Source organism: Bradyrhizobium sp. WSM2254 (assembly GCF_000472645.1).
GTDB classification, from domain to species: domain Bacteria; phylum Pseudomonadota; class Alphaproteobacteria; order Rhizobiales; family Xanthobacteraceae; genus Bradyrhizobium; species Bradyrhizobium niftali.
This window is the reverse complement of the sequence record NZ_AXAB01000019.1, coordinates 133941-159925: the sequence shown is the minus strand read 5'-3', so window position 1 is coordinate 159925 and position 25985 is coordinate 133941. Positions and strand designations below refer to the sequence as shown.

Genomic DNA, 25985 nt, shown 5'->3' with positions numbered 1-25985 from the left:
CTCGTACAACAAGTGACACGATGGGGCCGAACCCCGCCTTTATTCCGGCGCCTGGTTCGATGGCTGAACCGGGCGGTTCAAATCCTATCATTTACCTCAATCTCGTCAACTTTCCGCCCTCGCGCAATCATGCGAAGCCCATGCGAGCGGCGGACGGATTGCCGTATGTTGGCATGCAGCAGAGGTCTGTTTCCACGCATCATGGCAACTTTGAGGAGTGCATGGGTCTATGTGGCGGCGGCTACGATAGTTGCGAGCGACCACTTGAACGAGATCCGTACCACACAGACGGCGATCGGACGCGGCAGCTAGGGCAGCTCTCGGCGCAAAGTGGACCACTCTTCATCGGCCTCGATCTTCTTGGCCGTGGCTAGCTCAAACTTCCCCATGATGGATTGGAGCGAGAGTTCAGGGTTTTCAACTGGTTAAGAGGTGGCGTGTGCATGACGTGTGCACCGGGAGATCAAAGAAAATCTCAGCAACGATAACGTAAGCAAGCCTTTCGAGTACCGCAAACCACCTTGATGGCTGGCTGTGAACGACGATCAGATACCCGGGTGATTGGGAAGTCGGCGAGCGACGGCGCGAAAGTAGACTTCGGCCGATACTTGTCGCCGAACGACCACTAGCGGCCATCTGTTAGCCGCGGTGCCCGTCTAAGCCGACCAACAAATCTTTAGTTTAGAGGTCATAATACCGGCACAACCGAGTGAGAGCGCAACGCCGGTTACGCAGGCGGCCCAACCCGAATGGTCGAAAAGCGGCCCAAGGACCATTGTTCCTGCTAGACCTCCAAGGAAATAGCAAGCGAGATAGGTGCCGCTTGCAACCCCACGATTTTCGGTCGCGGCTTGTGCGACAAAGGCTGTTGCCGCCGCCTGTGCGAAGAACGTACCGGCGCCGACCAAGACCATCCCGATCAGCACTTCGGTCAAGTGCGGGCGTAGCATCAGAGGCAAGCCGAGAGCAGCAACGGCGAGGGCGCACCAGATTGTTGGTCGTGTCCCGATGCGTATGGCGACCTTACCGGCGAGCAGGGTCGTAATGACAGAAGGTAAGAAAACGAAATAGACGAAACCGAGGTCCATCATTCCAAGCGACAACGGCGGCCGGACCAATACGAAGTTCACGAAAGTGAAGGTGCCGATGAAAGCAAACAGAATGCAGAAGCCGATCCCGAAGGCTGCGCGCAACGCCGGATTGCGCCAATGAGCGAACATGGCGGCAAGCGGGGATTCGGCCGCCGTCATCGCATGCATCGGCTGCACCCGGTTGATCGTGAAATAGACCAGCACCGCGCCGGTGAGATTGAGCGCGGCAAAGAAATAGAAATTCCAGGACAGTCCAAGACTGTCGGCAACCGCGGCCGATATCAGCCGGCCGATCAGATTGCTGGCGACGTTGCCGGTGATGTAGGCGGCAAAAGCGCCGCCGGCGTCCATCGCGCTGCATTGCTCGCCGAGATAGGCAAGCGTCAGCGCGAATGCCGAGGCCATGCATAGGCCTTGCGCGATACGCAAGGCCGTGAAGACGGCAAGATTGGGTGCCACCGCCAGCAGGCTGGTGGGAATCGCAAGCAGGGTGAGACTGAGCAATATTCCGAGCCGCCGGTCGATATGCGGGCTGAAGAAGCCGACGACGAGACCGGCAACCGCCATGCCAAACGTGCTGGCATTGACGGCGAAGCCCATGGCGGCCGGTGTCACGCCATAATGGCGTGTCAGCGACGGCAGGATCGCCTGGGTCGCGAAGAGATCGACCACCGTCAGGAATGCAGTCAATCCGATGATGAGCGAGCGGAATGCAACGCCCGGCGAACGCCCGTGCATTGCCATGTCCATCGGCTTCATGCGCGCAGACAGATCGGTCATGACACGAGGTCTCCTGACGAGGGGAAAAAAATGTGACGCCCGGCATGCGGGGCAGCATGCGGGATCCCGGGCGTCACATCCGGCAACGAGAGCTGGGGGGCTGATGCTTTCGTTTACATGTTGTGGTCGTGCGGATCCTTGCGGACGTCGCCGACGTAGAGAATGACGGTCTCCTTGCCGAGGTTCTTCCACCAGTGCGAGGTACCGAAGACCTCGGGCCTGATATCGCCGGCCTTGTGCACGATGGGATCGACGCAGTTGGAGGCGTACTCGACGATCTCGCCCTGCTGCACGAAGATCAGAGCCGGACGGTCGTCATGGCTGTGCCAGGGCACGATGCCGCCGGGCTCGATGATCAACTTGCGGAAGCGCAGCTCGCGATCCTTGATATTGGCCGGTTGCTTCTCGAGGTTGATCGCGCCGAGCGTGACGTCGGTGACGCCAACCGGCTTGTAATCGACCATCTGCCGGGCATTCGGCTTCGTCTTGTCGGCCGGGCATTCGCCGGCAGATGCGGGTTGCGCGATGAGTGTGACGGCGCCGGCCAGAGCGAGGGCCGGCCCGATCGCGCGCAAGAGTTTGGTGGTCGTGGTCATCTATGTGTCTCCTCTGTTGGCCGTGACCTCCGGTCACCGGCTATGGCATCAGCATCGTCGAAATGGCGTGCCTGATGAAATGCTGTCTCGCTCTTGAGACGATAGCGTGCCGCTATGCGCGTCCGAGCATGTGCTTGATGTCGGCCGAAAACGTCGGATAGGCGTAGACGCTGTCCCGGAGCTGGCTGGCCGTGATGCCGAACTTGATCGCGAGCCCGAAAATGTTGATCAGCTCCTGGCTGCCGTGGCCGACGAAATGTACGCCGAGAATGTAGTCCGAAGCGCGATCCACGATCACCTTCGACCAGGCAACTGTTTCGGCATAAGAGCGAGCCGAGAACCAGTCGCGCATGTCGTTGACATGAACGTCGATGGTGGCACCGGTCTGCCGTGCCGTGGTTTCGGTGGCGCCCACGGCGGCCAGTGCCGGCACGGTGTAAACCGATGTCGCCATGCCCGCATAGTCGGGTATGTATTTCGGCCCGGCGACGATGTTGCGTCCGACGATGTCGCCTTCATAGGTCGCGATCGGCGACAGTTGCAGTGAGATCGGGACGGCGTCACCGCAGACATAGACCCGGGGATTGGATGTCGAGCGCAGGTACTGATCGACCGCGACACGGTCATTGGCATGCGCGACACCACCTGCGGCGAGATCGAGACTGTCGATATTAGCCACACGGCCGGCTCCGTTGACGACGCGATCGGCCGTCGCGGCCTGTTCGACGCCGGCATAAGTGAAGATCACGCGAAACCGTTTGCCTGCGGGCTCGATGCGCTGGACGCTGACACCGGTGTTGATCTTGATTCCGATGCGCTCGCTCTCCGCTTGCAATCGGGCGACCGCGTCGGTGTCCATGGCGGGCAAAAGTTGCGGGAGAGCTTCGAGAATGGTCACGGCGGCGCCGGCCCGCGCATAGACGTGACCGAATTCCAGCGAAATCACGCCGCCGCCCACGAAGATCACCGAGGCAGGCAGCTCCCGGTCGCGCAGCATGTCGTCCGAGGTGATCATGTGCTCGGCACCGGGAATCGGCAGAGGCCGCGGCTTTGATCCCGTTGCGATCACGATGTGACGGCCTTCTAGCAGACGGTTGCCGACGCGGATGGTGTTGGGCGCGACGAAGGTACCAAAACCCTTGATCACCTCGACCTCGCGGCGCGCCATGGCGCGGGCGAGATTGGTGGGAATGTCCTTGATCATGTCCTTCTCTCGGTCGATCAGTGCGGCCCAATCGAGCCGCGGCCTGCCGACCGCGATGTGGTGCACCGCGGCCCGCTCGATGTCGTGCAGCGCCTGGCCTGCGGCGACCAGCAGTTTTTTCGGCGTGCAGCCGCGGTTGGGGCAGGTGCCGCCGAGATCGGATGCTTCGATCATTGCGACGGACTGGCCGGCCCGCCGCACCGGGCCGGTCACGCCGATCCCGGCATTGCCGCCGCCCAGGATCACCACGTCAAATCTCTCGCGCGCCATCGTAGCCGCCGCTATTTGGTGGTGATGGTTGACGTAATGGACTTGACGACCGTCGTCGCCATCTTGAACTGGGCTTCGCGGTTCGTGATGTTGTGGCGCCTGGCGATCCAGTCGAAGTCGGTCCACACCGCCCAGACGTCGCCATTGTCGTCCTGCGTCAGCAACAGGCGCACCGGCCAGTCGAGCCCGGCATTGGGATTGGCGGTGATGAACTGCGTACCCAGCGGTGGATTGCCGAAGATGAGGAGGGTCGAGGGACGCAGCTTGATGCCGGCATCGGCGGCAAGTTTCGATTGGTCGACCTCGAGGAAGAACTTGATGCCCTTGGCGGCGATATCGGCCTTGATGCGGCTGATCGCCTCCGGCATCGGCACGGCGCTTTTCACGCGAACGACGCCGTCATCGCTGTCGGCCCGGGCCGCCGGGGCGGCCGCCGATGACAGGAGGAACAACAGTACCAGCGGGGTGGCGAAACGGGAGAGACGCAAGGCGATTTGGCGGTTCATGACCGGCTCCTGACGGTTGCAGCTTGGACTACGCTCAGGATGAACGCCGCACTCAAAGAGGTGAAATACGAACTTGCTCTCGACGCGATAGCCCCGTGCTATCGGGCTGCGATAGGCGACAGCTATCGAACCGATTGGGGATCGGCATTTCCGCTCCCGGGAGATCCGGCGTTCGATGACAGGGCACCCAACTGGCGGGCGTTCACGGTTATCCTTGCAGGGTGGCCCGAACGCAAAATAATGTCCCTCTCATCATGGTGCCGGAGCGGTAAGATGACGTCGTTGACCCCAGCCGATGCCGAACGTCTCAAATCAGCCTTCCAGCGCTGCCGCGACATGGAGGGAACGCTGAACGAGCAGCTCCGTGCCTATGCGAGCGCCGGCCGCGAGATCTTCCCTGCCTATGGCGATGCGGTCGATCGCCTGGTGGAGCGGCTGAGCCAGAACGGCGGCGGCGAGAATGCGCCGCGTCCGGGCGAGGCCATGCCGCCCTTTGTGCTGCCCGACGATCGGGGACAGCTCATCGCGCTGCCCTCGCTGCTTGCGTGCGGGCCGGTCGCGGTGATGTTCTTTCGCGGGCACTGGTGTCCTTACTGCCGGCTGAACGTCCGCGCGGTGATCCAGGCAGAGGGGCGGATCAAGGCGATAGGCGCGCAGATCGTCGCGATCATGCCGGAGACGCAGGAGTACACCGAGACGTTCAAGGCCGACTCTGGCGCACCGTTTCCGGTGCTGACCGATCTCGACAATGGCTATGCGCTGTCGCTTAACCTGGCGATCTGGCTCGGCACCGAGATCCAGCAGCTCTTGTCCTATCAGGACATGGCAAAATTCCACGGTAATGATGGCTGGATGCTGCCGATTCCGGCCGTCTTCGTTGTCGGTCGAGACGGCCTCGTCAAAGCTCGCTTCGTCGACCCGGATTTTCGCAAGCGCATGGAGATCGACGATCTGCTCGCGGCGCTGGAGAGCGCGGGGCGGGAGAATTAGCTCTCTCGTTGCCCAATCATCCTTCACGAGGGGAGAAGATCACCCCGCAATCTCCCGCCAGTCCGCGCCACGCAGCATTCGCATCACCGCGTTGGCCACTGCAGTCCGCTGACGGCCGGCGACGCCGTAGAGGTTAACGGTGCGGCGCGCGTCGAGGCCCCTCACAGCGGCGCGCTTGAGGCTCTCGGGCACCGGCGAGGTGTGCGGCACCATCGCAATGCCGATATCGGCCTCGACCAGCTCGATGAGGTCGCGCTCGCTGGAGATCTCATGGCTGTGGTCCACGTCGATGCCGTGCTCGCGCAGATTCGCCGAGATGCGGCCAGCGTGCTCGCAATAGTTTCGGCTCAGTAACTGCTCCGAGCGCAGATCGTCGAATTCGATCGTGCTGTGGCCTGCGAGCCGGTGGCCTTTGCCGACCACGAGCTCGAAACCCTCGGTGAACAGCGGCCAGACATCGAGCCGCTCCCAGGCCTCGTCGATCTCGGCGGCGATGCCGAGCTCGGCCTCGCCCTTCTTCAGATATTCGGCGACCTCGCGGCCGGTGGCGCGCAGAAAACGGAATTCGAGCCGGTTGAACTGCCGCTTGATCTGGCTGAGATGGGGGATGAGCAGGGAAAGATCGATCGCATGCGTCAGTGCAACGCGCAGCGCGCCGATTTCGCCGCTCTTGAAGGAGGAGGCGAGTGAGCGCGCACCGGCGGCGGCCTCGTAGCACTGCTTCAGGAGCGGATGCATGCGCTGGCCGAGCTCGGTCAATTGCGCGGCCGGCCGCTCGCGGCGAAACAAATCGCCGCCAAGCTCGGCCTCGAGCTGCTTGATGGCCCGCGTCAGCGACGGCTGCGTCACGTTGCATTCCTCGGCGGCGCGCGTGAAGTTCAGGAGTTGCGCTACCGCGAGGAAATAGCGGACCTGGTGCATTTCCATGGATCGGCTCCCAGCAGGATCGGACCGGAACTTAGCCGATCGGGGCAGGGAATGACATCCTGCGCGCGATAGCGGGCACGTATCGTTTCGGAAGCCAGCCGGTATTTCCGTTTCGAAAGGCCGTCCCTCACTGTCTGCGAAAGTCAGGGGGCCGGTCATCGGGCCGCCCGTCGCAACCGGAGGATTGGCCATGAACATTCCCGTCAAGCTGCAGACGTCTCAAGCCACGCGGGCGCTCGCCGGCAAGGTTGCCCTCGTCACGGGCTCGACCAGCGGCATCGGGCTGGGAATCGCCCGGGCGCTTGCCGCAGCCGGCGCCGACGTCGTGCTGAACGGGCTCGGCGTCGCCGCCGAGATTGGCAAGGTCAGGGAGCAGATCGCCGCCGAGTTTGGCGTCAAGGCGAGCTTCTCGCCCGCCGACATGACCCGGCCGAATTCGATCGCCGACATGATCGCGGCAACCGTCGCGCAGTCCGGCCGGCTCGACATTCTCGTCAACAATGCCGGCATCCAGCATGTCGCGCCGCTCGAGCAGTTTCCGGTCGAGAGGTGGGACCAGATCCTCGCGATCAATCTGTCGTCGGCCTTCCACACCACGCGGCTCGCCTTGCCCGCGATGCGTCGGAACGGATTCGGCCGCATCATTAACGTCTCCTCGACGCATGGCCTCATCGCGTCCCCGTTCAAGGCGGCCTATGTCGCGGCCAAGCACGGCATTGTCGGTCTGACCAAGGTGACGGCGCTGGAGACCGCGGAAGAGCACATCACCTGCAACGCGATCTGCCCCGGCTATGTCTATACGCCCTTGGTCGAGGCGCAGATCGACGGCCAGGCCAAGGCGCACGGCATCTCGCGCGACCAGGTGATCCGTGACGTCCTGCTGGCACAGCAGCCCAACAAGCGCTTCACCACGGTCGAGGAGCTTGGCGCGCTCACGGTGTTTCTGTCGACCGAAGCCGCGGGTTCGATCACCGGCATCGCGCTGCCGGTCGACGGCGGCTGGACCGCGCATTGACATGAGCCGGCGTAACAAATCGCGACGGCCGACGAATATCCGACCAATAGAAGCTCATCAGGAGCGTGACATGAACGGCATGCAGGGCAATACGCAGAGCATCGGGTCCATGGGCCTGCCGGGCCAGGTCGTGTTGGTGCTGCAGGGCGGCGGCGCCCTCGGCTCCTACCAGGCCGGCGTCTACCAGGCACTGCACGAGGCTGGCATCGAGCCGGATTGGATCATCGGCACCTCGATCGGCGCCATCAATGCCAGCCTGATCGCCGGCAATGAGCCGCAGCACCGGCTTGAGCGCCTGAGAGAATTCTGGAAGCGGATGGAGCAGAATCCGGCCTGGAGCTTCCGTACCGCATTCCCCGGCTTCAACGAAAAGCTCACCTATTGGTCGACCGTCACCAACGGGATTCCCGGCTTCTTCCGGCCCAATCCGCTGGCGCATGCCGGCGATTCCTATCCGCTCGGTGCCGATCACGCTGGCTTCTATTCGACCGCGCCGCTCGAGAAGACGCTGAAAGAACTCGTCGACTTCAGCCTGGTCAATCGCTGCATGCCGCGGCTCACGGTGGGCGCGGCCCACGTGCGCACAAGCCGGATGCGCTATTTCGACAGCCGCGACGGTGAGCTGACGGTGAAGCACGTGATGGCGTCAGGCGCGCTGCCGCCGGCGTTTCCGGCCGTGCGTATCGACGGCGAGCTCTACTGGGACGGCGGCATTCTCTCCAACACGCCGACCGAAGCGGTATTCGACGACAATCCGCGCAAGAACTCGCTGATCTTCGCCGTGCACCTTTGGAACCCTCTGGGGGCCGAGCCGACCACAATGGCCGAAGTCCTGAACCGCCATAAGGACGTCCAGTATTCCAGCCGTATCGCAAGCCAGATCACGCGTCAGCAGCAGGCGCATCGCTTGCGTCACGTCATCAACCAGTTGGCCGCGCGGCTCCCCGAGAGCGAACGCAACGATCCCGTGGTGCGCGAACTGACGAGTTATGGCTGTCCCACGCATATGCACGTGGTGCGGCTGCTCGCCCCACAACTGAATTACGAAACCCACACCAAGGATATCGACTTCAGCCCGTCCGGCATCAGGCGGCGCTGGGAGGCCGGCTACACACACACACGGTCGGCGCTGGCAAGCAAGCCATGGGAAGGCGAATTCGACCCTCTCGCGGGCGTGATCCTGCACGATCAGCAGGAGTTGATGCCAATAGCAGCCGAATGAGTAGACTATAGGCACGCGCGAGCATTCCCGTGGGATTGAAAATGGAGTCTGGCCAAGTAAGGTAGCCGCATCGAGATGGAGCGAAACGTCATGCTCGCAATTCCGCGTCGCTACAGTCACTTTGTTTTCGGCGTCATTCAGTCGGGATTGACCTCCCTGATTGCAGCGGGAATCGCGAGCCTCTCTGCCATCGCGAGCGGACATTTCCTGTTGAATTGGATGGCGTCGTGGCTGGTGTCGTGGATCGCAATGGCACCCATCGTTCTCTTGGCCGCTCCGGCCATCAGGTCGTTGTCGCTTACCCTGACCCGCGACGACCCCGTCGCGTGAGACCTGACGAGTGGATGTCCGCGGTAATATAACCACGGACATCCAACTGTCCCTCATGGGCGCGCCTCGAGGATGAGGTTGAACGGCGGCACGGCGGAAACGCGTGAAGCCGCCCTGATGGGCCCCATTGCGCAGTCTCGCGCTACCTGTTGCGATGCATCACAAATCTACAAAGCAGATGATCGAGTGAGATGCGACCAGGCCCGTAGGCCATGATGCCGAGCGCCATCGCGGCCCAGGTGATGTGGACCGGCCAGCCGTCGGGCACGGTGAGCTCGACGATGACGGTCATGATGAGAAGGCCGAGCGCAGCAAAACGTGTGCCGAGGCCGAGCACGAGCAGGATCGGAAACAAGATCTCGCCGCAGCCGGACAGGAAGGCCATTGTCGCGGGGATCGGGTAATGATAGGGGCCGCCGGGCAGATGCAGCATGAACTCGTCGGTGAACAGCGTCACCGCAACGTCGCTTAGCTTGAGGAAGCCGGTCCATTTGAGGATCCCGGAACGCCAGAACGGGACGGCCAATGCCAGGCGCAGCACAAGCTGCACCATGGACGGAGTCGCGATTGTCTGGACAAGACCTTTGGCTCTATCGACGAGCACACCGAAAGAGGGCAGGGCATTTGCGGGCACGATGCGTTGTTCCGAGATCATCTTGCATCTCCAGACGTCAGCGATGTGATTGCGCCAGCCTCGAACAGGCCGGCGATGTTGGTGGCGAGATCGAAGTCGAGTGCGTCCTCCAGCGCCGCAGCGGCGGCTTCTGCCAGCATGCATCCTGACATCAGGGAGGTCAGGAAGACTGCGCCGCCCGGCGGCAGTATTTGCACCACGACGTCGGCGTCCGGCCGAGTAATCAAGGCATCCTCAGGCGTTGATGCGTCGATCATGCAATTCGGCGCCGTATTGCGGTTGGTGGCAAAGATCGTGACCGCTGCGAAGGGCGAGCGCACCACGCGCGTCGCGGGATGCAGAGTGAAGACGAGGCTGGCCAGACGATCCGACGCGACAGCAGCGAGTGCGGATGGCGACAACGGCGCGCTGTCGGCGGCGTGATAGGCGTCGAGCCATGCCCGCTCGATCCGGGCGACGTCGGCGAGCCAGGGCAACGATTGAGCGAATTCATAGGCTTGAATGAAGGCGGGAAAATCGCGACCGTAGTCGAACAGCAGCGGGGACGTCGGCGGGGATTCGCGGATATAGAAACGCGCTATGGCGCGGAAAAAATCTGCACCCGTCAGACGCAGCACTGCCGGGTAGATCGAAGCGAGTGCGTCGATCAAGCTGACCATGACGTTGTTGCGATAGACGTTGTAGCACCTGACGGCCGATTTTCCGCACGGCCCGGTCACGATGCTGGGCACGTGGCTGACAGGATCGAGCAAGGCCGGCGCGAACGCTGCCGCGTAGGAGGCCTCCGGTTCAGGCTGCATGGCGAATCCTCCGGACATGGCGATCCAGGATCGCCTGTGCGGATGCGGCCTCGGCCTTCAGGACCGGCCAATCCGGAATGTTGTTGTCCCATTCGATCAGCGTCGGAATGGGGCCGCAGCGCGCGATCACGATCTCGAACAGCTTCCACACGGCGTCCGCGACGGGACCGTCATGGCTGTCGATCAGCAACAGCTCGCCTTCGCCGCTCTGCTCGGTGTGGCCAGCAAGGTGAATTTCGCCGACGCGCGGCAACGGGAAATCGGCGAGATATTGCAATGCCGAGAAACAGTGGTTTGCGGCGGAGACGAAGACGTTGTTGACGTCGAGCAACAGGCCGCAGCCGGTACGCTCGGCGACAGTGCGGATGAAGTCGGTTTCGCACATCGTGGAGTTGCGAAACGCCACGTATGTCGAGGGGTTTTCCAGCAGGATCGGTCGCCGGATTGCTTCCTGCACCTCGTCGATGTGCTCGCAGACGCGAGCTAGCGTCGCCTTGTTGTAGGGCAACGGCAGGAGGTCGTTGAAGAAGCTCGTCTCGTGTGTCGACCATGCCAGATGCTCGGAGACGAGCGCCGGCTGATAGCGCGCGACGAGGCCGCGAAAGCGTGCCAGGTGCGTGCGGTCGAGTGGGGCGGGTCCACCAATCGACATGCAGACGCCGTGCAGCGAGAGCGGATGATCCCGGCGCAGCCGTTCCAGCATCCAGTGGGGTGGTCCGCCCGCGCCCATGTAGTTCTCGGCGTGGACCTCGAAGAAGCCGCGCTGCGGACCTTCCTCAAGAATCGCGGTGAGGTGCTCGGGCTTGAAGCTCGTCCCGGCAACACTGCCGATGGGAAGCGAAAAGCGGAGGGGAATGGCCGCAGACGTCCGGGGCCTGATCGCTGCGTCCATGTCGTCCTCCGCATGTTTGCCTTGATGCTGCGTTTGTCTCAGACCGGCTTGAGCGAGCCCTTCTTGCCACCGGGGAGCTCGATGCTGGCGCAGGTGCCGCCCTGGACGAACTTCCACGCATTGCCCTGGAAATCGACGGTCGAGGTACCCTGGCAGGTCGTGCCCGGTCCGGCGGCGCAATCGTTTTGGCCCTTCAGCGCAACGCCAAAGCACTTTTCCTTCTTGGCTGCGATGGCGGCATCGGCCTCGGCCTTGGTCAGCGGAGCGGCGGTGGCGAGGGTCGCGAGCGCGGTCGAGACGGCGCCGGCGAGCATGAGCGAGCTGATGGTGGTTTTGGCAGACATGAGTTCTCTCCTCTGGAGTAGGGCAATTGGCCCACTGTCTCGTTCGTCCCCGCCGCAGCCGCCGTTACCGGAAAAGCCGCTCACGAGTTGGTGAGATCGTTGGGTGAAGCGCGCGACGTCGTGCGCTTGGGTGACGGATTAGCGGCAGGTGGGGAGATAATTCCAATGCCTAGTCTCTATGGAGACCTTAGCCAGCGGGCATTGGCCGGGACTGCGGGCATTTGCGAGATGTAACGAACGGCTGCGGGCCTGCGAAGGAGGTTACAGTCGGCCTCGCTAACCCGTCGGATCAAGCCATGAACGCCAGCCCCGGACATGCGACATCAGGCCAGGCGCTGCGGCGGCTGACGGTCAGCATCCGTCTCGCGGTGTCGGCGCTGGTCCTGACAGCGATCCTTTTGACCGCGGCCTTGTCCAGCCTTGTCTGGTGGCGCACGGCGGAGGCAACCAGCCGACAACTCGCCTTGACCATCAATGAGCAGATCGTCGCTGCTGTCCGCAAGGAAGTCGCCGCGATCGTCGACGAGGCGCGCGCGGCGCATACCGCGATCCGTACCTTGTTCCTGCAGAACGTCCTCGATACCCGCGAGGCCGACAAACGCGAATTCGTGTTCCTGTCTCAACTGCAATCGCAGGCCACGATCTCCTGGGTCGCGTTCGGATGGCCCGACGGCGCTTTCTTTGCCGCCCACAAGCTCGGCGACGGCCGTCTCGAGATGATGGAAATCTCGCTCACCGATCATGCCGGCCAGCGCCGCGTCGACGAATACGACGTCGTGCCCGGCGATATCGAATTCGCCAACCGCCGTTTCGAGCCGACTGACTTCCGTGTCGCTGATCGTACCTGGTTCAAGACCGGCATCAAGGCCGAAGAGCCCGAGTGGTTCAGGGTCACAGACCATCCGATCGGGGAGCGCCTGTCGATCGCCTTTGCAGGTCCGATCGACGTCTATCAAGAGCGGCAGGGCGTGCTTGCCATCATCATCGAATACACTCGCCTTGCACGCTTCCTTGCGCAGCTCGAGGTCGGGCGCACAGGAACGGCATTCATCTTCGACGGCAGCGGCGAGCTCGTCGCCGCGCCCGACAATGACGCTGACGAATTGCGCCCCGCGCGCGGCGACCAGAAACTGCTGCCGCTGGCACAGAAGGCGCTGGCCCAGGCCGGCACTGGCAAGGACAGCTGGCGCAGCAGGCTCACGTCCGACGGTGCCGCCTATGAGTTCGCACTCACGCCGCTGCCGTTTCCCGGCTGGCGGCTCGCGACCATCATTCCAGAGGCCGAGTTTCTCGGTCCTGTCGAGACGACGTTGCGGCGCTTAATTCTCGGCCTCGCTGTCGGCGCAGTGCTTGCGGCGCTCGCCTCCGCCTTGCTCGCGCGTACGGTGATCGCGGCACCGCTCACCCGCGTCGTCGGAGAGATCCGCCACGTCGAGACCTTTGCGCTGGAGCTGGTGCGCCGTCATCCCTCGCGGCTGAAGGAGATCGCAAGCTTGTCGGGCGCCATCGCAGAGATGGCAGCCGGCCTTTCGGCGTTCCGAAAGTTCATTCCCGCCGATCTCGTCCGCGCGCTGTTGCGCCAGGGTGTCGAGGCAAAACCCGGTGGCGCGATCCAGGAACTGAGCGCGATGTTCGTGGATGTGGCCGGCTTTACCGGCCTCTCAGAACGCATGGGCACCGCGTCGTGCCCCTGCTGTCGCGCTATCTCGACCTTGCCTCGGAAGTCGTGGTCGCCAATGGCGGGACGATCGACAAGTTTATCGGCGATGCCGTGATGGCGTTCTGGGGCGCACCACAGCCGCAAGCCGATCATGCGGAGCGCTGCTGCCGCGCCGCGCTCGACATCCGCCGCGCCATCGCGGACTCCGGCCTCAGCGACGATCTCGGCCATCCCCTGCAGATTCGCATCGGCATCAATTCCGGCCGCATGCTGGTCGGCAATATCGGCTCCGAGCTGCGGCTGAACTATACGGTGATCGGCGATGCCGTGAATGTGGCGAGCCGCCTGGAAGGTGCCAACAAGAGCTACGGCACACAAATATTGATCGGTGAGGCGACTGAGCGTCTCGCGCGCGGCGCGGTAGTCACGCGCGAGATCGACAGTATCGCGGTCTACGGTCGCGAAGGGGGAATCGCAGTCCATGAATTGATAGGTTTGGCCAGCGAGGTGGGCTCAGCGCGCCAATCCGAGACTTGGATCGCACGCTACGAGCAGGGTCTGGCCAAATACCGCGAACGCAATTTCGTCGGCGCGATTGCCGATTTCGAAGCCGTCCTATTGGAGCGACCGCAGGATTCGCCGGCAGTCGAGCTGTTGGGTCGTTGCAGAAAGTTGCTAAGTGATGATCCAGAGGATTGGCATCCGGTTTCTGCATTGAAATCGAAATAGCACACAATAGCCACTCCTTCGTTGCGCCTGCTGGGCAATCAGGCCGACTTTATCTCGGGATCGAGGTCGACGACGCATCGCAATAGCAGAACAAGTTGACGTCTGACTTCGGGGCAGAGCGGACGCGCTCTGTTCTGCCCTCGCAGACGGCTTCGGGCCACAAGCTGACTTCGGAGGATCGTAGAGTGTCGTAAGGTCGGCCGACGTCACTCGCGGAATGTCGCTTCTATTGCGAGAGCGTGTGTTAGATTGCTTCAAGGTGGTTCTTGATAGGGAAAGACGATGCTCAGTTGGTTTCGCAGAGAGCCTCGGCAACTCACTGACCTTCGTCACCAGATGTCAGAAGCCTTGGCAGATTATCCCACTTACAAGCCACCTCACTGTCAGGGCCCGAATTGCCCTCGCGGCGTTTCCGATCAAGAGGAGCGAGAGTTCATCACCCGCGGCAAGGAAAAGTTTTGGCTACTTTATGGACCATCGCACGGAGCAGCTGGACGCGCTCAAGTACTTTCTGGCGCGCTTCAGTGTAAGTGCGCATTTGCGGGACGATGGTCTCGCTGCTGTATCCGATGGCTCCCGGGTCATTGCGGCGTACTCATGCCGACATTGCCCAGAGATAAGTGATGCAAATCTTCTTTCGCCATCTGATGGGAGGGAAATTTGCGTGGACTGAACGCAATCTTCGACCTCGCCGTATTTTTGGGCGAGTGCGTCATCGCACGAAATCCACGCGCCCACTGGATCGAATTGGCAGCCGTCTCTGACGAGGGCGAAGCCATGGAGAGCGCATCTCAGCTTGGGGGGCATATCCCCGCGCGATGGGTTGGATCCCATGGGAGAAATGATCTACATTTGCGAAGATGACGCGAACGATCTTCGCGACAAGATCCCGGGCGAGCGCGTGCGGGCGGATCGACTGCTTGGCAGGGTGCGGGACTATGCGATGCGATAGGGTCAACTGTCACCGCTTGGTCCGCTTCGGGTCTCAAAGACGACATGCCGCTTCGCCAATCCACACGCAAAGGAAGCAGTCGGGCTGCCCTTAGTTGGCTGGCACGTTTACGGGAGGATGCGGCTTGTCGGCTGGATGACCGGCTGATGCGCGCTCGAGAATGCGAGCGCCAGGGCCAAGAAGGCCACCGTGATGATGATCATTCCCCGCATTGGTCGATCCTAGAGCACAGTCAGCCTGGACCAATATGACCGAAGTCTAATGCACCTTTAGACGAAAACGTCAGCTCCCCGCTCCGAAGATTTGCCCCCCGGCGATGGAGACTGGATGCGCCCGGAATTAGGCCGAACTAACGAGACCGCCCTGAAACAGACAGGCGCCTTCTTCCAAGGTTGAATTGTCATTGCCACGATGTATAACGGCGTTCGGGTGCTCGCTGCATTGAGCAGCGACAGGTCAAGCGATGGTCGGGCCGCCACGCCGAAAGCGTGCGCCCATGAACGATAGCTCTTCATTCGACGATCTGCCGAAAGCCCAGCGGCTGGCGGAACAGGCCCTCAGCACCCTACACAGGTTCCTGCATGTTGAGGCTGTCAGCGGTGCCGTGCTCCTCGCGGCCACTGCCGCTGCACTTATCTGGGCCAACTCTCCGTTCGCTCATAGCTATCACGCCTTTTGGAACCTTCCGCTCACAATCGGTGTCGGCGAATACGTGTTTTCCCGGTCGTTGCATTTCTGGGTCAACGACGCACTTATGACCGTCTTCTTCCTCGTCGTGGGCATGGAGATTCGACGCGAGGTCCATGAAGGCGCACTGAGCAGACTCGACCAAGCCATTCTGCCGCTGGTCGCTGCGACTGGTGGCGTCATCGTCCCGGCGCTCATCTATCTGAGCCTCAACAGCGATCCGGCTAGAGGGCAGGGCTGGGCCGTGCCAACCGCGACAGACATCGCCTTTGCAGTCGGAGTGCTCGCGCTGCTTGGACGAACGATGCCGGTCAATGTGCGTGTGTTCTTGCTTGCTCTGGCGATCATCGACGACATCATTGCGGTACTGATCATTGCCCTGTTCTACACCGCCAGTCTTCAGCCTGGCGGTTTCATCATCGCGTCAATTGGCGTTCTCGCGGCTTTGGGATTTCAGCGCATCGGCATCGGTTCTGCGCCGTTCTACGTATTGCCCGGCTCTTTGGTTTGGATCGGGTTCACAGTAGCCGGGATCCATCCAACCCTTGCGGGTGTCGTGCTCGGGTTGATCACCCCGGCACGCGCCATACCGATGCGGGAGCCGCCGCTGGAAGTTGTGTCGCGAGTGCTGAAACAGCTGCGAAGCAGCGATGCGGTGAAAGCGAGGGATCCGCATCTGTTGGAGCGACCGCTGCGAGACCTTCGTGTAGCTCACCGCGAGTTATTGCCGCCGGTGTCACGGGTGCAGATCGCAATGCATCCGTGGGTGGCTTACGGCGTCATGCCGATCTTCGCGCTGGCAAATGCCGGCGTCAGCTTAACCGGCACTGATCTCTCCGAAGGGGGCCACCTGGTGATGATGGGCACTGCGCTTGCCTTGGTCGCTGGGAAACCGCTTGGCGTCGTCGGTGCGACTTGGGTCGCGGTACGAATGGGTTGGTGTCGCCTTGCTCCTGGAGTTTCGTGGGGTGGCGTCTGTCTGGTCGGCCTGCTGGCTGGCATCGGTTTTACCATGTCGATCTTCATCTCGATGCTCGCCTTCTCCGATGAAGGATTATTGAGGGCGGCTAAACTGGGCGTCCTCTTCGGTTCGCTTGTCGCCGCCACACTCGGCCTTGGCTGGGGCGCCACCTACGTTCGACGTCAGTGAAGGCGGGCTTAAATGTCTTTCAAAGCTCGTCACGTATCTTTTGTATCGTTTGCCGTCGAGATTCTGCCCTCCGGGGTTACCCAAGTGATGATCGTAGAAACTGGCTTGCTTCTAAATCCGAAGCATTCCTCGTACAATAAATCCGCCGTGGAAAGTCTCATTTCGGCCGCGCAGGAATATGTTAGCGTCAACATAGAAGGTCCTGCCGCTATTCGGCTTGTTTCGACCCAAAGCGGGGAGATCTGACGGTCTGCTCCCGTTGTTCGTCGGAATCAGCTCTATTGCGCTTCGCCGTCTCGCCAAAGTTTTAGTCCGCCGGTAGATCGTCAATGAAAGATGACAAACTTCTATTCTGGCTTTCAGTAGCCGTAGGCCTCCTTGCGCTCGGCTACTCGCTCTACCTTCTCTATTTTATTTTCGGGTGAGAGTGGATCTTTGGCTCCTTTTGGTATGTTTAGGGATGTCGGCTGTTGGCCGCCATCGCGTGCCGACCGGCCCGGGGCCGGCGCACGTAAGCAGACCTTCATGTGGCCGGTGGCGGGACGCGACGAGGCAGAGGAGCTAGACGCCGAGATAGCGCTGGACCGCGAACTCGCCCTCGATTGCAAAGCACTCCTTCTCGACATCGGCCGGAGCACTCATGCCGTTGAGCACGATGTCGGCACCGGCGCCTGCAAAAGCACGCGCGCACGCTAGGCCGATGACGCTGGTCGAGCCGGTCACGACCGCCGTTTTACCTTTCAGAATACTCTATAGGAGTGAGGGGATCGCTCCAATAGGTGGCCTCGGCATCCGAGCTGCTTTATCGGGCGGCCCAGCCTATTGCGATGTCACCCGGCGGGACTGGGATGCTCGCGATCGATTGCTTTTGGTGCAACGCTGACCAGTATTGATCCGCCTTGATCTTCTCGGCTGGAGCTGGCCCAAATTGCCCCATGATGGATTGGAGCGAGAGTTCAAGGTTTTCAATCGGTTAGAAGGCGGCGTGTGCACGGCGTGTGCACCGGGAGATCAAGAAAAATCTTTTCACAGCCAACGTGAGCAGGCTTGTGGCGCATGCGCGGGGTCTGAATTTCCGCCCACGCGCCGATCGCGAAGCGCGCTGGTCTTAGCGACGAGAAGATCGAGGCTCTCAAACAGGATGGCATCGCGGCAGCGTTCGCTTCCCGCGAAGCGCTGATGCTCGAGCTTACCGATGCGATGACGCGCGACATCATCGTGTCGGACGCACTCTTTGGGAAGCTCAGGGAAACGTTCGACGACGGTGGGATCGTGGAAGTCATGGCGACCATTGCTGCGTACAACATGGTCTCACGCTCAACGGTTCTCATTGACAGGCGGCCAAGACGAACGGCCGCAGAGATCGTATGCGAAGTTGGTGGTCGTCTTTGGCTCTAGGGTCGGGGGCGCGGCCTACCGCGAATAGTCGTCCGGGAAGGCGAGCGCCATGCCTCGAGGAGCATCTTGAGAAATTGGCTGGCATGAGGGGATAGCATCGACCCGTGCCTGCGCACGATTCCGATCGTTCGCGACACCTCCGGCTCGGTCAACCTGACGGTGTGAATGATCGGATGGCCGGCGGCCGGGGTCGCCAGCCTCGGTAGGACCGCGATGCCCAGCCCCGCTTCGACCAAGCCAAGCGAACCGGAGAGGTGAGCGACTTCGTAGGACCAGTTGAGCTGCAGGCCGTGTCGCGCCAGCGCATTGTCGATCAATGCGCGATTGCCGCTGTTGCGACCGACGGTGATGACCCGGTGCGGGGCGATCTCCGACCAGCTTACCTGTTTGCGCGATGCCAACGGATGGTCGTGGCGGCAGGCCAGGACAAAAGGATCCTCGACCAGTTTCTCGAATTCGATTTCGGCATGCGACGCACCGATGAAATTGATGCCGAAGTCGGCTTCTCCGCGCGCGACCGCTTCCAATCCCTCGTTGGCCCCGATGTCCAGAATCCGGACGCGAATGCGCGGATACGCCTCGGCAAAACGACCGATCGCACGCGGCAGGAAATAAAACACCGCTGTCGGGACCGCAGCCACCGAGACCAGGCCTGAACTTCGCGCGCCAATATCATGGATGGCGAGCACCGAGGTCTCGAACTCGTCGATGAGACGGCGCACCTTCGGCAGGAAGTCGCGGCCGGTCATGGTGAGATTGACGTGACGCGTCGAACGTTCGAGCAACGGCGCACCCAGGCTTTCTTCCAGCTTCTGAATGCGTCGGCTGAGCGCCGGCTGCGACAGGTTTAGCGCCTTGGCGGTGCGGACAAAGCTTCCAGTCTCTGCGACGGTAATGAACGCCTTGAGGTCGAGCAATTCTGCGTTCATGGCTGGCTCCCATTATACCGTATGATGCATTAATACTTCAGATATTTGCATTTTACAGAAGAGTTGCAAGAGCCCATGCTCTGTTCGCACGAAGATGTCGCCGAACGGAACAGCTCCAATGAACGATCAGATTGCCATTCCCTGTGTGGTCATGCGCGGCGGAACCTCGCGCGGGCCGTTTTTCCTGGCCAGCGATCTCCCGGCCGATCCCAGGGCACGCGATGCGGTCCTGTTGTCGGTGATGGGGGGCGGGCACGATCTGGGCATCGATGGAATCGGCGGCGGCAATGCCGTCATCAACAAGGTCGCGATCATCGGACCGGCATCGGTCCCCGGCGCAGATGTCGACTACCTGTTCGCCCAGGTAAGGGTGCATGAAGGGATCGTCGATACGTCGCCTAACTGCGGGAATATGCTGGCAGCGGTGGGACCGTTCGCTATCGAAGCCGGTCTGGTCGCCGCTGCCGCAGATCGCACCCAGGTGCGCATTCACAATGTCAACACCGGCAAGCTGATCGATGCGACGGTTTCCACCCCTGGCGGGAGGGTGGCCTATGAAGGCGAGGCGCGGATCGACGGGGTGCCGGGAACGGCTGCGCCCATCGAGCTGTCGTTCTCCAACGCGGCCGGCGCACGCACCGGTCGCCTGCTGCCGACAGGACGGCCGGCCGACCGCATCGAAGGTATCGATGTGACCTGCATCGACGCAGCCATGCCCGTCATGCTGGTCCGCGCGGCCGATCTGGGATGGACCGGCCGTGAGGCACCTTCGGAGTTCGCGGACAGCCGCTTCCGCGCCCGGCTCGAAAACCTGCGCATCGAGGCTGGCCGCCGGATGGGCTTTCCAAACTCCGCGACGATGGTGATTCCGAAGCCGGTCCTGATTTCAACTGCGACGGAAGTGACGTTGAACACGCGGTATTTCATGCCGCACGACTGCCATAGCGCGCTGGCGGTGACCGGCGCGGTCGCGATCGCGACGGCGTGCGTGACGCCCGGCACGATCGCGGCAGAGATGGTGGGACCGCTGGCGCCGCCGGTGCCGATCACGCTCGCCCATCCCTCCGGCCAACTCGTGGTTCGGCTAGAGCCCGGCCCGGTGGCCCGGGTGCAGCGGACCGCCCGCCGAATTTTCCAGGGTCACGTCTTCGCCCGGCGATCGCACTTGCCTCATTCAGTCCTGGCAGCCTGAGCTCCGTCTGCCTTAAGGCCATCGACAAAAATCAAAGGCGAAAAATCAAATATATGGGAGAAACGAGAATGCACACGCAAGCGCTGGCTGGGTCTCCGAGCATCGAGGTGCGAAAGTCGTTCTACCGGATTCTCTACGTCCAGGTGCTGATCGGTCTCCTGCTGGGTGTCTTAACCGGCCATCTCTGGCCTGAATTTGGCGCCGCGCTGAAGCCTTTTGGGGACGGCTTCGTCAAGCTGGTCAAGATGATGATCGCGCCGATCGTGTTCTGCACCATCGTGAGCGGCATCAACAGCATCAGCGATTCCCGCGAGGTCGGCCGCACGCTGGTGAAATCCATGGCGCTGTTCTACCTGCTGACCGTGCTCGCTTTGCTGGCCGGGCTGGTTGCCGTATTGCTGATCCAGCCGGGCGTCGGCATGCATGTGTCCGTCAGTACGCTCGATCCGTCGGTGGCTGCGAAATACACAAAGCAGGCAGCTGCGACAGGATTTGCCGACTTCATGCTGCATATCATCCCGCATTCGTTCTTTGGCGCGTTTGCCGATGGCGAAGTGCTGCCGGTCCTGCTGGTCTCCATCCTCATCGCCTTTGGGCTGAGCCGCGCCGGTGATGACGGTGTGGTGGTGACCAAGGCCGTCACCTCGTTCTCTCACGTGCTGTTTGTGGCCTTCGGTTTCGTCATGAAGCTGGCCCCGCTCGGCGCCTTTGGCGCCATGGCGTTCACGGTGGGCCGCTATGGCATCCGTTCGATTGGCTCACTCGGACTGCTGATCCTGACATTCTATGTCGCCTGCTCCGTCTTCGTGGTCGTCGTGCTCGGGACGCTGGCGCGGCTGAACGGGTTCAGCCTGTGGAAGACCATCCGCTACTTCAAGGAAGAGCTGCTGATCGTGCTCGGCACGTCGTCGTCGGAGCCGGCGCTGCCTGGCGCGCTGCGCAAGCTGGAGCAGCTCGGATGCCGGAAAGGCGTATCAGGACTCGTGCTGCCGATGGGTTACTCTTTCAATCTGGACGGCAGCGCCATTTATCTCACTCTTGCATCCATCTTCATCGCACAGGCCTGCGACATCCATCTGTCTTGGGGACAGATTGCGGCGATGCTCGGACTGATGCTGCTGACGTCCAAAGGGGCGGCCGGCGTCACCGGCAGCGGCTTCGTCGCGCTTGTCGCAACTCTCACCGTCATGCCGGACTTGCCCGTGACCGGCGTGGCGCTGCTCGTCGGTATTGACCGTTTCATGTCGGAAGCGAGGGCACTGACCAGCATGATCAGCAACTGTGTCGCGACCATCACCGTTTCGCTGTGGGAGAACGCCTGTGACCGCGAGGTATTGGCCCGTGAACTGGGACAGAATAGCGCTCCCGCACCTGCAGCCGGATTGAAGATTCCTGCGGCAGCAGTGGCGCAGGAGAGCAAGAGCTGGAGGCCGACAACGCAATCGGCCGCTTGAGAGAGGGATACTCAGGCCTCCGAAGAAAAAGAATGCCGAAACGAAGGAATTGTCGGCGGTTTGCGCCGCTGCACCGGGTCAGCAAGGGCTCCATTGCGACGGCAAATCGCGTGGCCGTCGTTTCCTTGGCCGACCGGAACGATGTAGACCCCGCACTTTCTGCTGTTGAAAAAGCTCCCCGCACAGGTCACGCAACCATTGGCTTGCCGGGTCGTGATGGAAGCGGGCGTGCCAATATTGCTTCACCGTAAAGCCGGCGATCGCCAGCGGGCAATCGAGCACGCGCAGTCCGTAATAGTGAGCCAACGTTTCGCCAATGTGCCTTGGAAGGGTGGCGATCAGGTCGGTCGTCCCGACGATTGCGGGTAGCCCCAAAAAGCCCGGTAGCTCGAGCGCAACGTCAAGGACCATCCGCTGCTCCCGCAGCGCGTCCGCGAGCAATTGATGTCCGGTGCCAGAGCGAATGAGGACGTGCGCCTCACGCCGGAAATCCTTTGCGGTGATGCGGTCGCGGATCCGGGCATGTCTTGCGTTCGCCAAGCAGACCCAATCCTGCGGAAAGAGTGCTTGTTGGAAGTGTCCGGCGTCGAGATCCGAGATGTAGCCGAGCGCCAGATCGGCCTCGCCGGACTGCAGCATTCGTGGTGTATCGCCGCCGATCTGCGCTGCCTCGATGCGGATGCCCGGCGCAACGCGGCGAACGTGGGCGAGGATGGCGGGAAGCAGCGTGATGTGGCTCGCATCCGTCATGCAGATGACGAAGCGGCGCTTTGCAGTCGCCGGATCAAACTCAGGGCGAAGCTCCGCCAGACGCCGCAGCATTTCCAGCGCCTGCCGGGCCGTGCCGATGAGAGCCTCGGCGCGCGGAGTCGGCAGCATTCCCTCCGCCGACCGGATGAACAGCGGATCGTCCAACTCCTTTCGCAGGCGGGCCAGCCAGATCGAAATGGTCGGCTGACTTTGACCGAGCTTCTCGGCTGCCTTGGTGACGCTGCCCGTGGTGAACAATGCGTCGAAGAGCCGGAGCAGGCGCGGGTCCAGCAGGTTCGTCTCGGAGAGGTCCCGGTGCTTCATTGCGATCTACAATAATGGGTATAAGGATCATAGCATATCGGAATAAAGGGCGGACTGCTACCACGCCTCCGACGCCGAAAAAGGCGCGGGAGAAACGTTCGGATGAGGATCTGCTTTATCGGAGCGGGGGCCCTGGGCTCGACCATCGGCGGCACGCTGGCGCGCGGCGGTGCCGAGGTGTGGTTGATCGATCCGTTTCAGGCTCACGTCGACGCGATTAATGCCAGCGGTCTGCGGATGCTCGAGGGTGGCGTTGAGACCACTGTAAAGCTCTCTGCGTGCACCTCCGCCGCCGAGGTCGGCATGGTGGCGGACCTCGTCATCGTCCTCGTCAAATCCTACCACACGCGGGAAGCTATCCGGGCCGCGGCGCCGATCATTGGACCGCAGACGGTCGTGATGTCGCTGCAAAACGGCCTTGGCCACGAAGACATCCTTTCGGAGGAAGTCGGTCGTGACAGGGTCATGGCAGGCAAGACCTATGTTGGGGGCGTGCTGCTCGGCCCCGGTCATGTTCGCTCCGGAGTGGTCGGCAAGGAAACCATCATCGGCGAGCTCGATGGACGCTTGACGGAACGCGCACAGCGAATTTCCGAGACGTTCAATCGTGCCGGCATTCTTACGCTGCTCAGCGACAACATCCTGGGCACGATGTGGGACAAGTTATTCATCAACGTCGCCGGAGGTGGAATTACCGCCGTGACCGGGCTGACTTACGGCGGTCTCTATTCGCTGCCTGTCCTGGAAGAGTGTGCGCTGGCCGCAATCTCGGAGGGCATCGCGGTCGCGCAAGCTGCTGGTGTGAAAATCTCGATTACCGACCCTCGGCGCGCTTGGACGATGGCATCCGCTGGACTGCCGCCCGAGTTCAAGACGTCGATGTTGCAGAGCTTGCAGTCCGGCAATCTGACCGAGGTCGATTACATTCACGGCTCGGTCGTGCGGTGGGGCGCCAAGGTCAACGTGCCGACCCCGGTCAACTCGACCCTCGTCGCGCTGGTCAAGGGCATCGAATACGCCCGCGGCGACTATCCTGGAAAGGCCTGAGACGATGTCGTTGCCCCGCGCTTACGTCGAACATGTCGCGATCCGCGTGCCGGATGTCGATCGTCACGTCGGCTTCTTTCGTGAGGTACTCGGTCTTGCCATTCGCGACGAGCAGCCCGCCGACGGCGCGCGTCCGCGTCAGGTCTGGGTGCTCGGAAGCGTGCAACTCATCGAGGATCCGCATTTTGTCGGACCGGAGGGGCGTCTCGCCCATCTCGGCATCATGGTCGACGATTACGAAGGTGTGCTCACCCGTGCCGCCGCCTGGGGCGCCAAGGCGCTGCCTGCAGGGCCGAACTGGCTCGAGCTGCCGGGCGGGCTGAACGTCGAGATCTTGCAAGCCAGCGCAGGTGCCGTGGAAGCGGCGCTGGCGATCAATCCACGGGCCTAAGGAACACGCGACATGACCGATGAGCGCTACTGGGACGATGCCAAGGTCGGTGACGAATGCGTCACCCCCGCAGTGACGGTCACTGAAGCGATGGTGAATGCCTATGCCGAACTGACGGGTGATTTCACGCCCGTCCATGTCGACGAGGAATACGCCAAGACCACACCCTTCGGCACGCGCGTCGCGCACGGGCTGTTTGGCCTGTCGCTGGCCGACGGTCTGAAGACCCGCGCCGACTACCGCTTCCTTCCGGGAATGTCGCTGGGCTGGACGTGGGATTTCAAGCTGCCGATCAAGCTCGGCGACACCGTGCATGTGAAGTTCCGCGTTGGTTCAATGCGCTCCACGAAGCGGGAAGGGTGGGGCATCGTTGTGCTGCCCTCGGAGCTGATCAATCAGCGCGGCGAAGTGGTGCAGCTCGGCGAACACCGGCTGATGATTCCGATGCGCCCGAAGACCAGCGCCGCAGGAGAGCAGGTATGACCGCGCAAGATCTGTCGCTCCAAGATCTGCCGCTCAAAGGCATTCGTGTCATCGACTACAGCCATTTCCTCGCAGGCCCGTTCATGGGCCGTTGCCTCGCGGCGATGGGCGCTGAGGTCATCAAGGTGGAGCGTCCGAAGCAGGGCGATGCGGGCCGCGCCCACGGCTATTTCAAGGACGGTCAGTCCGGCTACTTCCTGCAGCAGAACATGGGCAAGCAGGGATTGTGCATCGACCTGCGCGATAAACGCGGTCTCGACATGATGATGAGGCTGGTCGATACGGCCGACGTCTTCATCGAGAACTACCGCCCCGGCGCGCTCGATCGACTCGGGCTCGGCTACAAGGCGCTGTCGGCGCGCAATCCCAAACTGATCTACTGCTCGGTCTCCGCCTATGGTCACACCGGTCCCTACGCCGACCGTCCGGGCTTCGGCCTGATCGCAGAGGCGATGTCGGGCGCTTTGGCGCAGCTGGGCTCCCCCGGCGAAGCGCCGCCGCTGCTGCGGATGCCGCTCGCCGACATGTATACCGGCATTCACGGTGTGGCTGCCATCAACGCCGCACTGGTCGGCCGCGCGTCGTCCGGGCGCGGCCAGCATATCGATCTCGCGCTCTACGACTGCATGGTCTCGATGCACGACTATGCGGTTCAGCGCTACTTCCTCTCGGGTGGCACCGACCTGCCGCGCCAGACCGGCAGCGGTCAGCCGGATTCGACCGTCTACGGAGTCTTTCCGGCCAGGGACGGCAATCTTGTCATCGCCGCGCAAGTCGATGATGCGTGGCGACGATTGGCGACGCTGATTGGGGGAAGCAGCTTGTCATCCGACGAACGCTTCACCACGCCTGCCACGCGGAACGCCCATTATGCCGAAGCGATGGACATCGTGCGCAACTGGACATTGTCGCAGCCCTCTCGCGATACCTGTCTAGCGGCCCTCGACGAAGCAGGTGTGCCGTCCGCTCCCGTGCAGACCATCGAAGAGGTCGTGAACGATCCGCAGATTCACGCGCGTGGCATGCTGGTCGAGCAGGAGCATCCTGTGCTCGGCAAGGTGACGTTGCCGAACTTGCCCTTCCGCTTCTCCGACTGCGACACCACGGTGCGAACTCCGGCGCCGCTGCTCGGCCAGCACAACCGCCGCATTGCCGCCTCGCTGGGAGTGTCGGCCGAAACCATCGAGGCGATGGTGCGTGACGGCGTTCTCTACAACGAAGTCGCAGCGGAGGAGTGA

At 62.1% G+C, this 25985-nt stretch carries 23 protein-coding genes and 2 pseudogenes; 13 read left to right on the top strand and 12 right to left on the bottom strand.

The annotated features are described in order from the left end of the window. Window positions 1-656: 656 nt before the first annotated feature. From A3M7_RS0114795 to A3M7_RS0114780, 4 genes are all read right to left on the bottom strand, one after another. Window positions 657-1871, bottom strand: a complete 1215-nt coding sequence (locus A3M7_RS0114795) for an MFS transporter (protein ID WP_027544632.1) — start codon at window positions 1869-1871, stop codon at window positions 657-659. Window positions 1872-1984: 113 nt separating this feature from the next. Beyond that, on the bottom strand, window positions 1985-2467 hold the full coding sequence (locus tag A3M7_RS0114790; RefSeq protein WP_027544631.1) for a cupin: 483 nt from the start codon (window positions 2465-2467) through the stop codon (window positions 1985-1987). 112 nt (window positions 2468-2579) lie between these two features. Further along, window positions 2580-3941 (bottom strand): NAD(P)/FAD-dependent oxidoreductase, encoded by a 1362-nt coding sequence (locus A3M7_RS0114785; RefSeq protein WP_027544630.1) that lies wholly within the window; start codon window positions 3939-3941, stop codon window positions 2580-2582. A gap of 11 nt (window positions 3942-3952) precedes the next feature. Further along, complete coding sequence (locus A3M7_RS0114780) at window positions 3953-4447, bottom strand: DUF302 domain-containing protein (RefSeq protein WP_027544629.1); 495 nt, start codon at window positions 4445-4447, stop codon at window positions 3953-3955. A gap of 273 nt (window positions 4448-4720) precedes the next feature. Here A3M7_RS0114780 and A3M7_RS0114775 point away from each other — a divergent pair, with 273 nt between their 5' ends. Continuing rightward, window positions 4721-5437 carry a peroxiredoxin-like family protein gene (locus A3M7_RS0114775; RefSeq protein WP_027544628.1) on the top strand — a complete coding sequence of 239 codons (717 nt, stop codon included), beginning with the start codon at window positions 4721-4723 and terminating at the stop codon, window positions 5435-5437. Window positions 5438-5476: 39 nt separating this feature from the next. On the opposite strand, the gene A3M7_RS0114770 is transcribed toward A3M7_RS0114775, so the two are convergent. Continuing rightward, window positions 5477-6364: a LysR family transcriptional regulator gene (locus tag A3M7_RS0114770; RefSeq protein WP_027544627.1), complete on the bottom strand. Its 888-nt coding sequence runs from the start codon at window positions 6362-6364 to the stop codon at window positions 5477-5479. Between the two features lie 190 nt (window positions 6365-6554). Here A3M7_RS0114770 and A3M7_RS0114765 point away from each other — a divergent pair, with 190 nt between their 5' ends. The 3 genes from A3M7_RS0114765 (at window position 6555) to A3M7_RS0114755 (ending at window position 8931) form a co-directional block, all read left to right on the top strand. Then, the gene (locus tag A3M7_RS0114765; RefSeq protein WP_027544626.1) at window positions 6555-7379 is read left to right on the top strand and encodes a 3-hydroxybutyrate dehydrogenase; all 825 of its coding nucleotides are present in this window, start codon (window positions 6555-6557) and stop codon (window positions 7377-7379) included. A 70-nt stretch (window positions 7380-7449) separates the two neighbouring features. Continuing rightward, window positions 7450-8601, top strand: coding sequence for a patatin-like phospholipase family protein (locus tag A3M7_RS0114760; protein WP_027544625.1), 1152 nt, complete (start codon window positions 7450-7452; stop codon window positions 8599-8601). 90 nt (window positions 8602-8691) lie between these two features. Then, the gene (locus A3M7_RS0114755; protein ID WP_027544624.1) at window positions 8692-8931 is read left to right on the top strand and encodes a DUF2798 domain-containing protein; all 240 of its coding nucleotides are present in this window, start codon (window positions 8692-8694) and stop codon (window positions 8929-8931) included. Between the two features lie 142 nt (window positions 8932-9073). Here the strand turns inward: A3M7_RS0114755 and A3M7_RS0114750 are convergent, their stop codons facing one another. From A3M7_RS0114750 to A3M7_RS0114735, 4 genes are read right to left on the bottom strand one after another with little or no spacing between them, the layout of a single operon-like run. Continuing rightward, complete coding sequence (locus A3M7_RS0114750; protein ID WP_027544623.1) at window positions 9074-9586, bottom strand: DoxX family protein; 513 nt, start codon at window positions 9584-9586, stop codon at window positions 9074-9076. Next, complete coding sequence (locus tag A3M7_RS0114745; RefSeq protein ID WP_027544622.1) at window positions 9583-10365, bottom strand: DNA-binding domain-containing protein; 783 nt, start codon at window positions 10363-10365, stop codon at window positions 9583-9585. Before A3M7_RS0114745 ends, A3M7_RS0114750 begins: the two co-directional genes overlap by 4 nt. Further along, window positions 10355-11257, bottom strand: a complete 903-nt coding sequence (locus A3M7_RS0114740) for a DUF692 domain-containing protein (RefSeq protein ID WP_027544621.1) — start codon at window positions 11255-11257, stop codon at window positions 10355-10357. Before A3M7_RS0114740 ends, A3M7_RS0114745 begins: the two co-directional genes overlap by 11 nt. A gap of 38 nt (window positions 11258-11295) precedes the next feature. Continuing rightward, window positions 11296-11601, bottom strand: a complete 306-nt coding sequence (locus A3M7_RS0114735; protein ID WP_027544620.1) for a DUF2282 domain-containing protein — start codon at window positions 11599-11601, stop codon at window positions 11296-11298. A gap of 296 nt (window positions 11602-11897) precedes the next feature. On the opposite strand from A3M7_RS0114735, the pseudogene A3M7_RS0114730 reads away from it, so the two are divergent. Then, window positions 11898-13990 (top strand): annotated as a pseudogene (locus tag A3M7_RS0114730) (adenylate/guanylate cyclase domain-containing protein). A 1448-nt stretch (window positions 13991-15438) separates the two neighbouring features. Continuing rightward, the gene (gene nhaA, locus A3M7_RS0114715; RefSeq protein WP_027544619.1) at window positions 15439-16779 is read left to right on the top strand and encodes a Na+/H+ antiporter NhaA; all 1341 of its coding nucleotides are present in this window, start codon (window positions 15439-15441) and stop codon (window positions 16777-16779) included. A gap of 579 nt (window positions 16780-17358) precedes the next feature. Here nhaA and A3M7_RS51170 read toward each other — a convergent pair. Beyond that, window positions 17359-17526 (bottom strand): annotated as a pseudogene (locus A3M7_RS51170) (3-hydroxybutyrate dehydrogenase); the annotation flags it as partial. Between the two features lie 432 nt (window positions 17527-17958). On the opposite strand from A3M7_RS51170, the gene A3M7_RS0114705 reads away from it, so the two are divergent. Beyond that, window positions 17959-18177, top strand: coding sequence for a hypothetical protein (locus A3M7_RS0114705; protein WP_027544618.1), 219 nt, complete (start codon window positions 17959-17961; stop codon window positions 18175-18177). Here A3M7_RS0114705 and A3M7_RS44165 read toward each other — a convergent pair. Further along, window positions 18174-19106, bottom strand: a complete 933-nt coding sequence (locus tag A3M7_RS44165; protein ID WP_049813027.1) for a LysR family transcriptional regulator — start codon at window positions 19104-19106, stop codon at window positions 18174-18176. The two genes, A3M7_RS0114705 and A3M7_RS44165, sit on opposite strands and share 4 nt — an antisense overlap. 118 nt (window positions 19107-19224) lie before the next feature. On the opposite strand from A3M7_RS44165, the gene A3M7_RS0114695 reads away from it, so the two are divergent. Further along, the gene (locus A3M7_RS0114695; protein WP_027544617.1) at window positions 19225-20298 is read left to right on the top strand and encodes a 4-oxalomesaconate tautomerase; all 1074 of its coding nucleotides are present in this window, start codon (window positions 19225-19227) and stop codon (window positions 20296-20298) included. 68 nt (window positions 20299-20366) lie between these two features. Next, a complete protein-coding gene (gene dctA / locus A3M7_RS0114690) occupies window positions 20367-21752 on the top strand; it encodes a C4-dicarboxylate transporter DctA (protein WP_027544616.1) in 1386 nt (461 codons plus the stop codon). Window positions 21753-21830: 78 nt separating this feature from the next. Here dctA and A3M7_RS0114685 read toward each other — a convergent pair whose 3' ends face one another. Next, window positions 21831-22826, bottom strand: coding sequence for a LysR family transcriptional regulator (locus A3M7_RS0114685; protein WP_027544615.1), 996 nt, complete (start codon window positions 22824-22826; stop codon window positions 21831-21833). A gap of 102 nt (window positions 22827-22928) precedes the next feature. Here A3M7_RS0114685 and A3M7_RS0114680 point away from each other — a divergent pair, with 102 nt between their 5' ends. Genes A3M7_RS0114680 through A3M7_RS0114665 form a run of 4 tightly spaced genes read left to right on the top strand, consistent with a single transcriptional unit; the run spans window position 22929 to window position 25985 of the window. After that, the gene (locus tag A3M7_RS0114680) at window positions 22929-23873 is read left to right on the top strand and encodes a ketopantoate reductase family protein (RefSeq protein ID WP_027544614.1); all 945 of its coding nucleotides are present in this window, start codon (window positions 22929-22931) and stop codon (window positions 23871-23873) included. A 4-nt stretch (window positions 23874-23877) separates the two neighbouring features. Further along, entirely contained in the window at window positions 23878-24264 is a 387-nt protein-coding gene (locus A3M7_RS0114675) for a VOC family protein (RefSeq protein WP_027544613.1), read from the top strand. Between the two features lie 12 nt (window positions 24265-24276). Then, complete coding sequence (locus A3M7_RS0114670; protein WP_027544612.1) at window positions 24277-24747, top strand: MaoC/PaaZ C-terminal domain-containing protein; 471 nt, start codon at window positions 24277-24279, stop codon at window positions 24745-24747. Further along, window positions 24744-25985 (top strand): CaiB/BaiF CoA-transferase family protein, encoded by a 1242-nt coding sequence (locus A3M7_RS0114665; protein ID WP_027544611.1) that lies wholly within the window; start codon window positions 24744-24746, stop codon window positions 25983-25985. The genes A3M7_RS0114670 and A3M7_RS0114665 overlap by 4 nt, the downstream gene beginning before the upstream one ends.

Bases quoted from the DNA above. Each gene is read 5' to 3' on its own strand.
- A3M7_RS0114705 (WP_027544618.1), top strand. From the start codon at position 17,959: ATGCTCGAGCTTACCGATGCGATGACGCGCGACATCATCGTGTCGGAC.
- A3M7_RS0114790 (WP_027544631.1), bottom strand. From the start codon at position 2,467: ATGACCACGACCACCAAACTCTTGCGCGCGATCGGGCCGGCCCTCGCT.
- A3M7_RS0114755 (WP_027544624.1), top strand. From the start codon at position 8,692: ATGCTCGCAATTCCGCGTCGCTACAGTCACTTTGTTTTCGGCGTCATT.
- nhaA (WP_027544619.1), top strand. From the start codon at position 15,439: ATGAACGATAGCTCTTCATTCGACGATCTGCCGAAAGCCCAGCGGCTG.
- A3M7_RS0114750 (WP_027544623.1), bottom strand. From the start codon at position 9,586: ATGATCTCGGAACAACGCATCGTGCCCGCAAATGCCCTGCCCTCTTTC.
- A3M7_RS0114665 (WP_027544611.1), top strand. From the start codon at position 24,744: ATGACCGCGCAAGATCTGTCGCTCCAAGATCTGCCGCTCAAAGGCATT.
- A3M7_RS0114760 (WP_027544625.1), top strand. From the start codon at position 7,450: ATGAACGGCATGCAGGGCAATACGCAGAGCATCGGGTCCATGGGCCTG.
- dctA (WP_027544616.1), top strand. From the start codon at position 20,367: ATGCACACGCAAGCGCTGGCTGGGTCTCCGAGCATCGAGGTGCGAAAG.
- A3M7_RS0114765 (WP_027544626.1), top strand. From the start codon at position 6,555: ATGAACATTCCCGTCAAGCTGCAGACGTCTCAAGCCACGCGGGCGCTC.
- A3M7_RS0114735 (WP_027544620.1), bottom strand. From the start codon at position 11,601: ATGTCTGCCAAAACCACCATCAGCTCGCTCATGCTCGCCGGCGCCGTC.
- A3M7_RS44165 (WP_049813027.1), bottom strand. From the start codon at position 19,106: ATGAACGCAGAATTGCTCGACCTCAAGGCGTTCATTACCGTCGCAGAG.
- A3M7_RS0114670 (WP_027544612.1), top strand. From the start codon at position 24,277: ATGACCGATGAGCGCTACTGGGACGATGCCAAGGTCGGTGACGAATGC.
- A3M7_RS0114780 (WP_027544629.1), bottom strand. From the start codon at position 4,447: ATGAACCGCCAAATCGCCTTGCGTCTCTCCCGTTTCGCCACCCCGCTG.
- A3M7_RS0114775 (WP_027544628.1), top strand. From the start codon at position 4,721: ATGACGTCGTTGACCCCAGCCGATGCCGAACGTCTCAAATCAGCCTTC.
- A3M7_RS0114745 (WP_027544622.1), bottom strand. From the start codon at position 10,365: ATGCAGCCTGAACCGGAGGCCTCCTACGCGGCAGCGTTCGCGCCGGCC.
- A3M7_RS0114695 (WP_027544617.1), top strand. From the start codon at position 19,225: ATGAACGATCAGATTGCCATTCCCTGTGTGGTCATGCGCGGCGGAACC.
- A3M7_RS0114770 (WP_027544627.1), bottom strand. From the start codon at position 6,364: ATGGAAATGCACCAGGTCCGCTATTTCCTCGCGGTAGCGCAACTCCTG.
- A3M7_RS0114680 (WP_027544614.1), top strand. From the start codon at position 22,929: ATGAGGATCTGCTTTATCGGAGCGGGGGCCCTGGGCTCGACCATCGGC.
- A3M7_RS0114685 (WP_027544615.1), bottom strand. From the start codon at position 22,826: ATGAAGCACCGGGACCTCTCCGAGACGAACCTGCTGGACCCGCGCCTG.
- A3M7_RS0114785 (WP_027544630.1), bottom strand. From the start codon at position 3,941: ATGGCGCGCGAGAGATTTGACGTGGTGATCCTGGGCGGCGGCAATGCC.
- A3M7_RS0114740 (WP_027544621.1), bottom strand. From the start codon at position 11,257: ATGGACGCAGCGATCAGGCCCCGGACGTCTGCGGCCATTCCCCTCCGC.
- A3M7_RS0114795 (WP_027544632.1), bottom strand. From the start codon at position 1,871: ATGACCGATCTGTCTGCGCGCATGAAGCCGATGGACATGGCAATGCAC.
- A3M7_RS0114675 (WP_027544613.1), top strand. From the start codon at position 23,878: ATGTCGTTGCCCCGCGCTTACGTCGAACATGTCGCGATCCGCGTGCCG.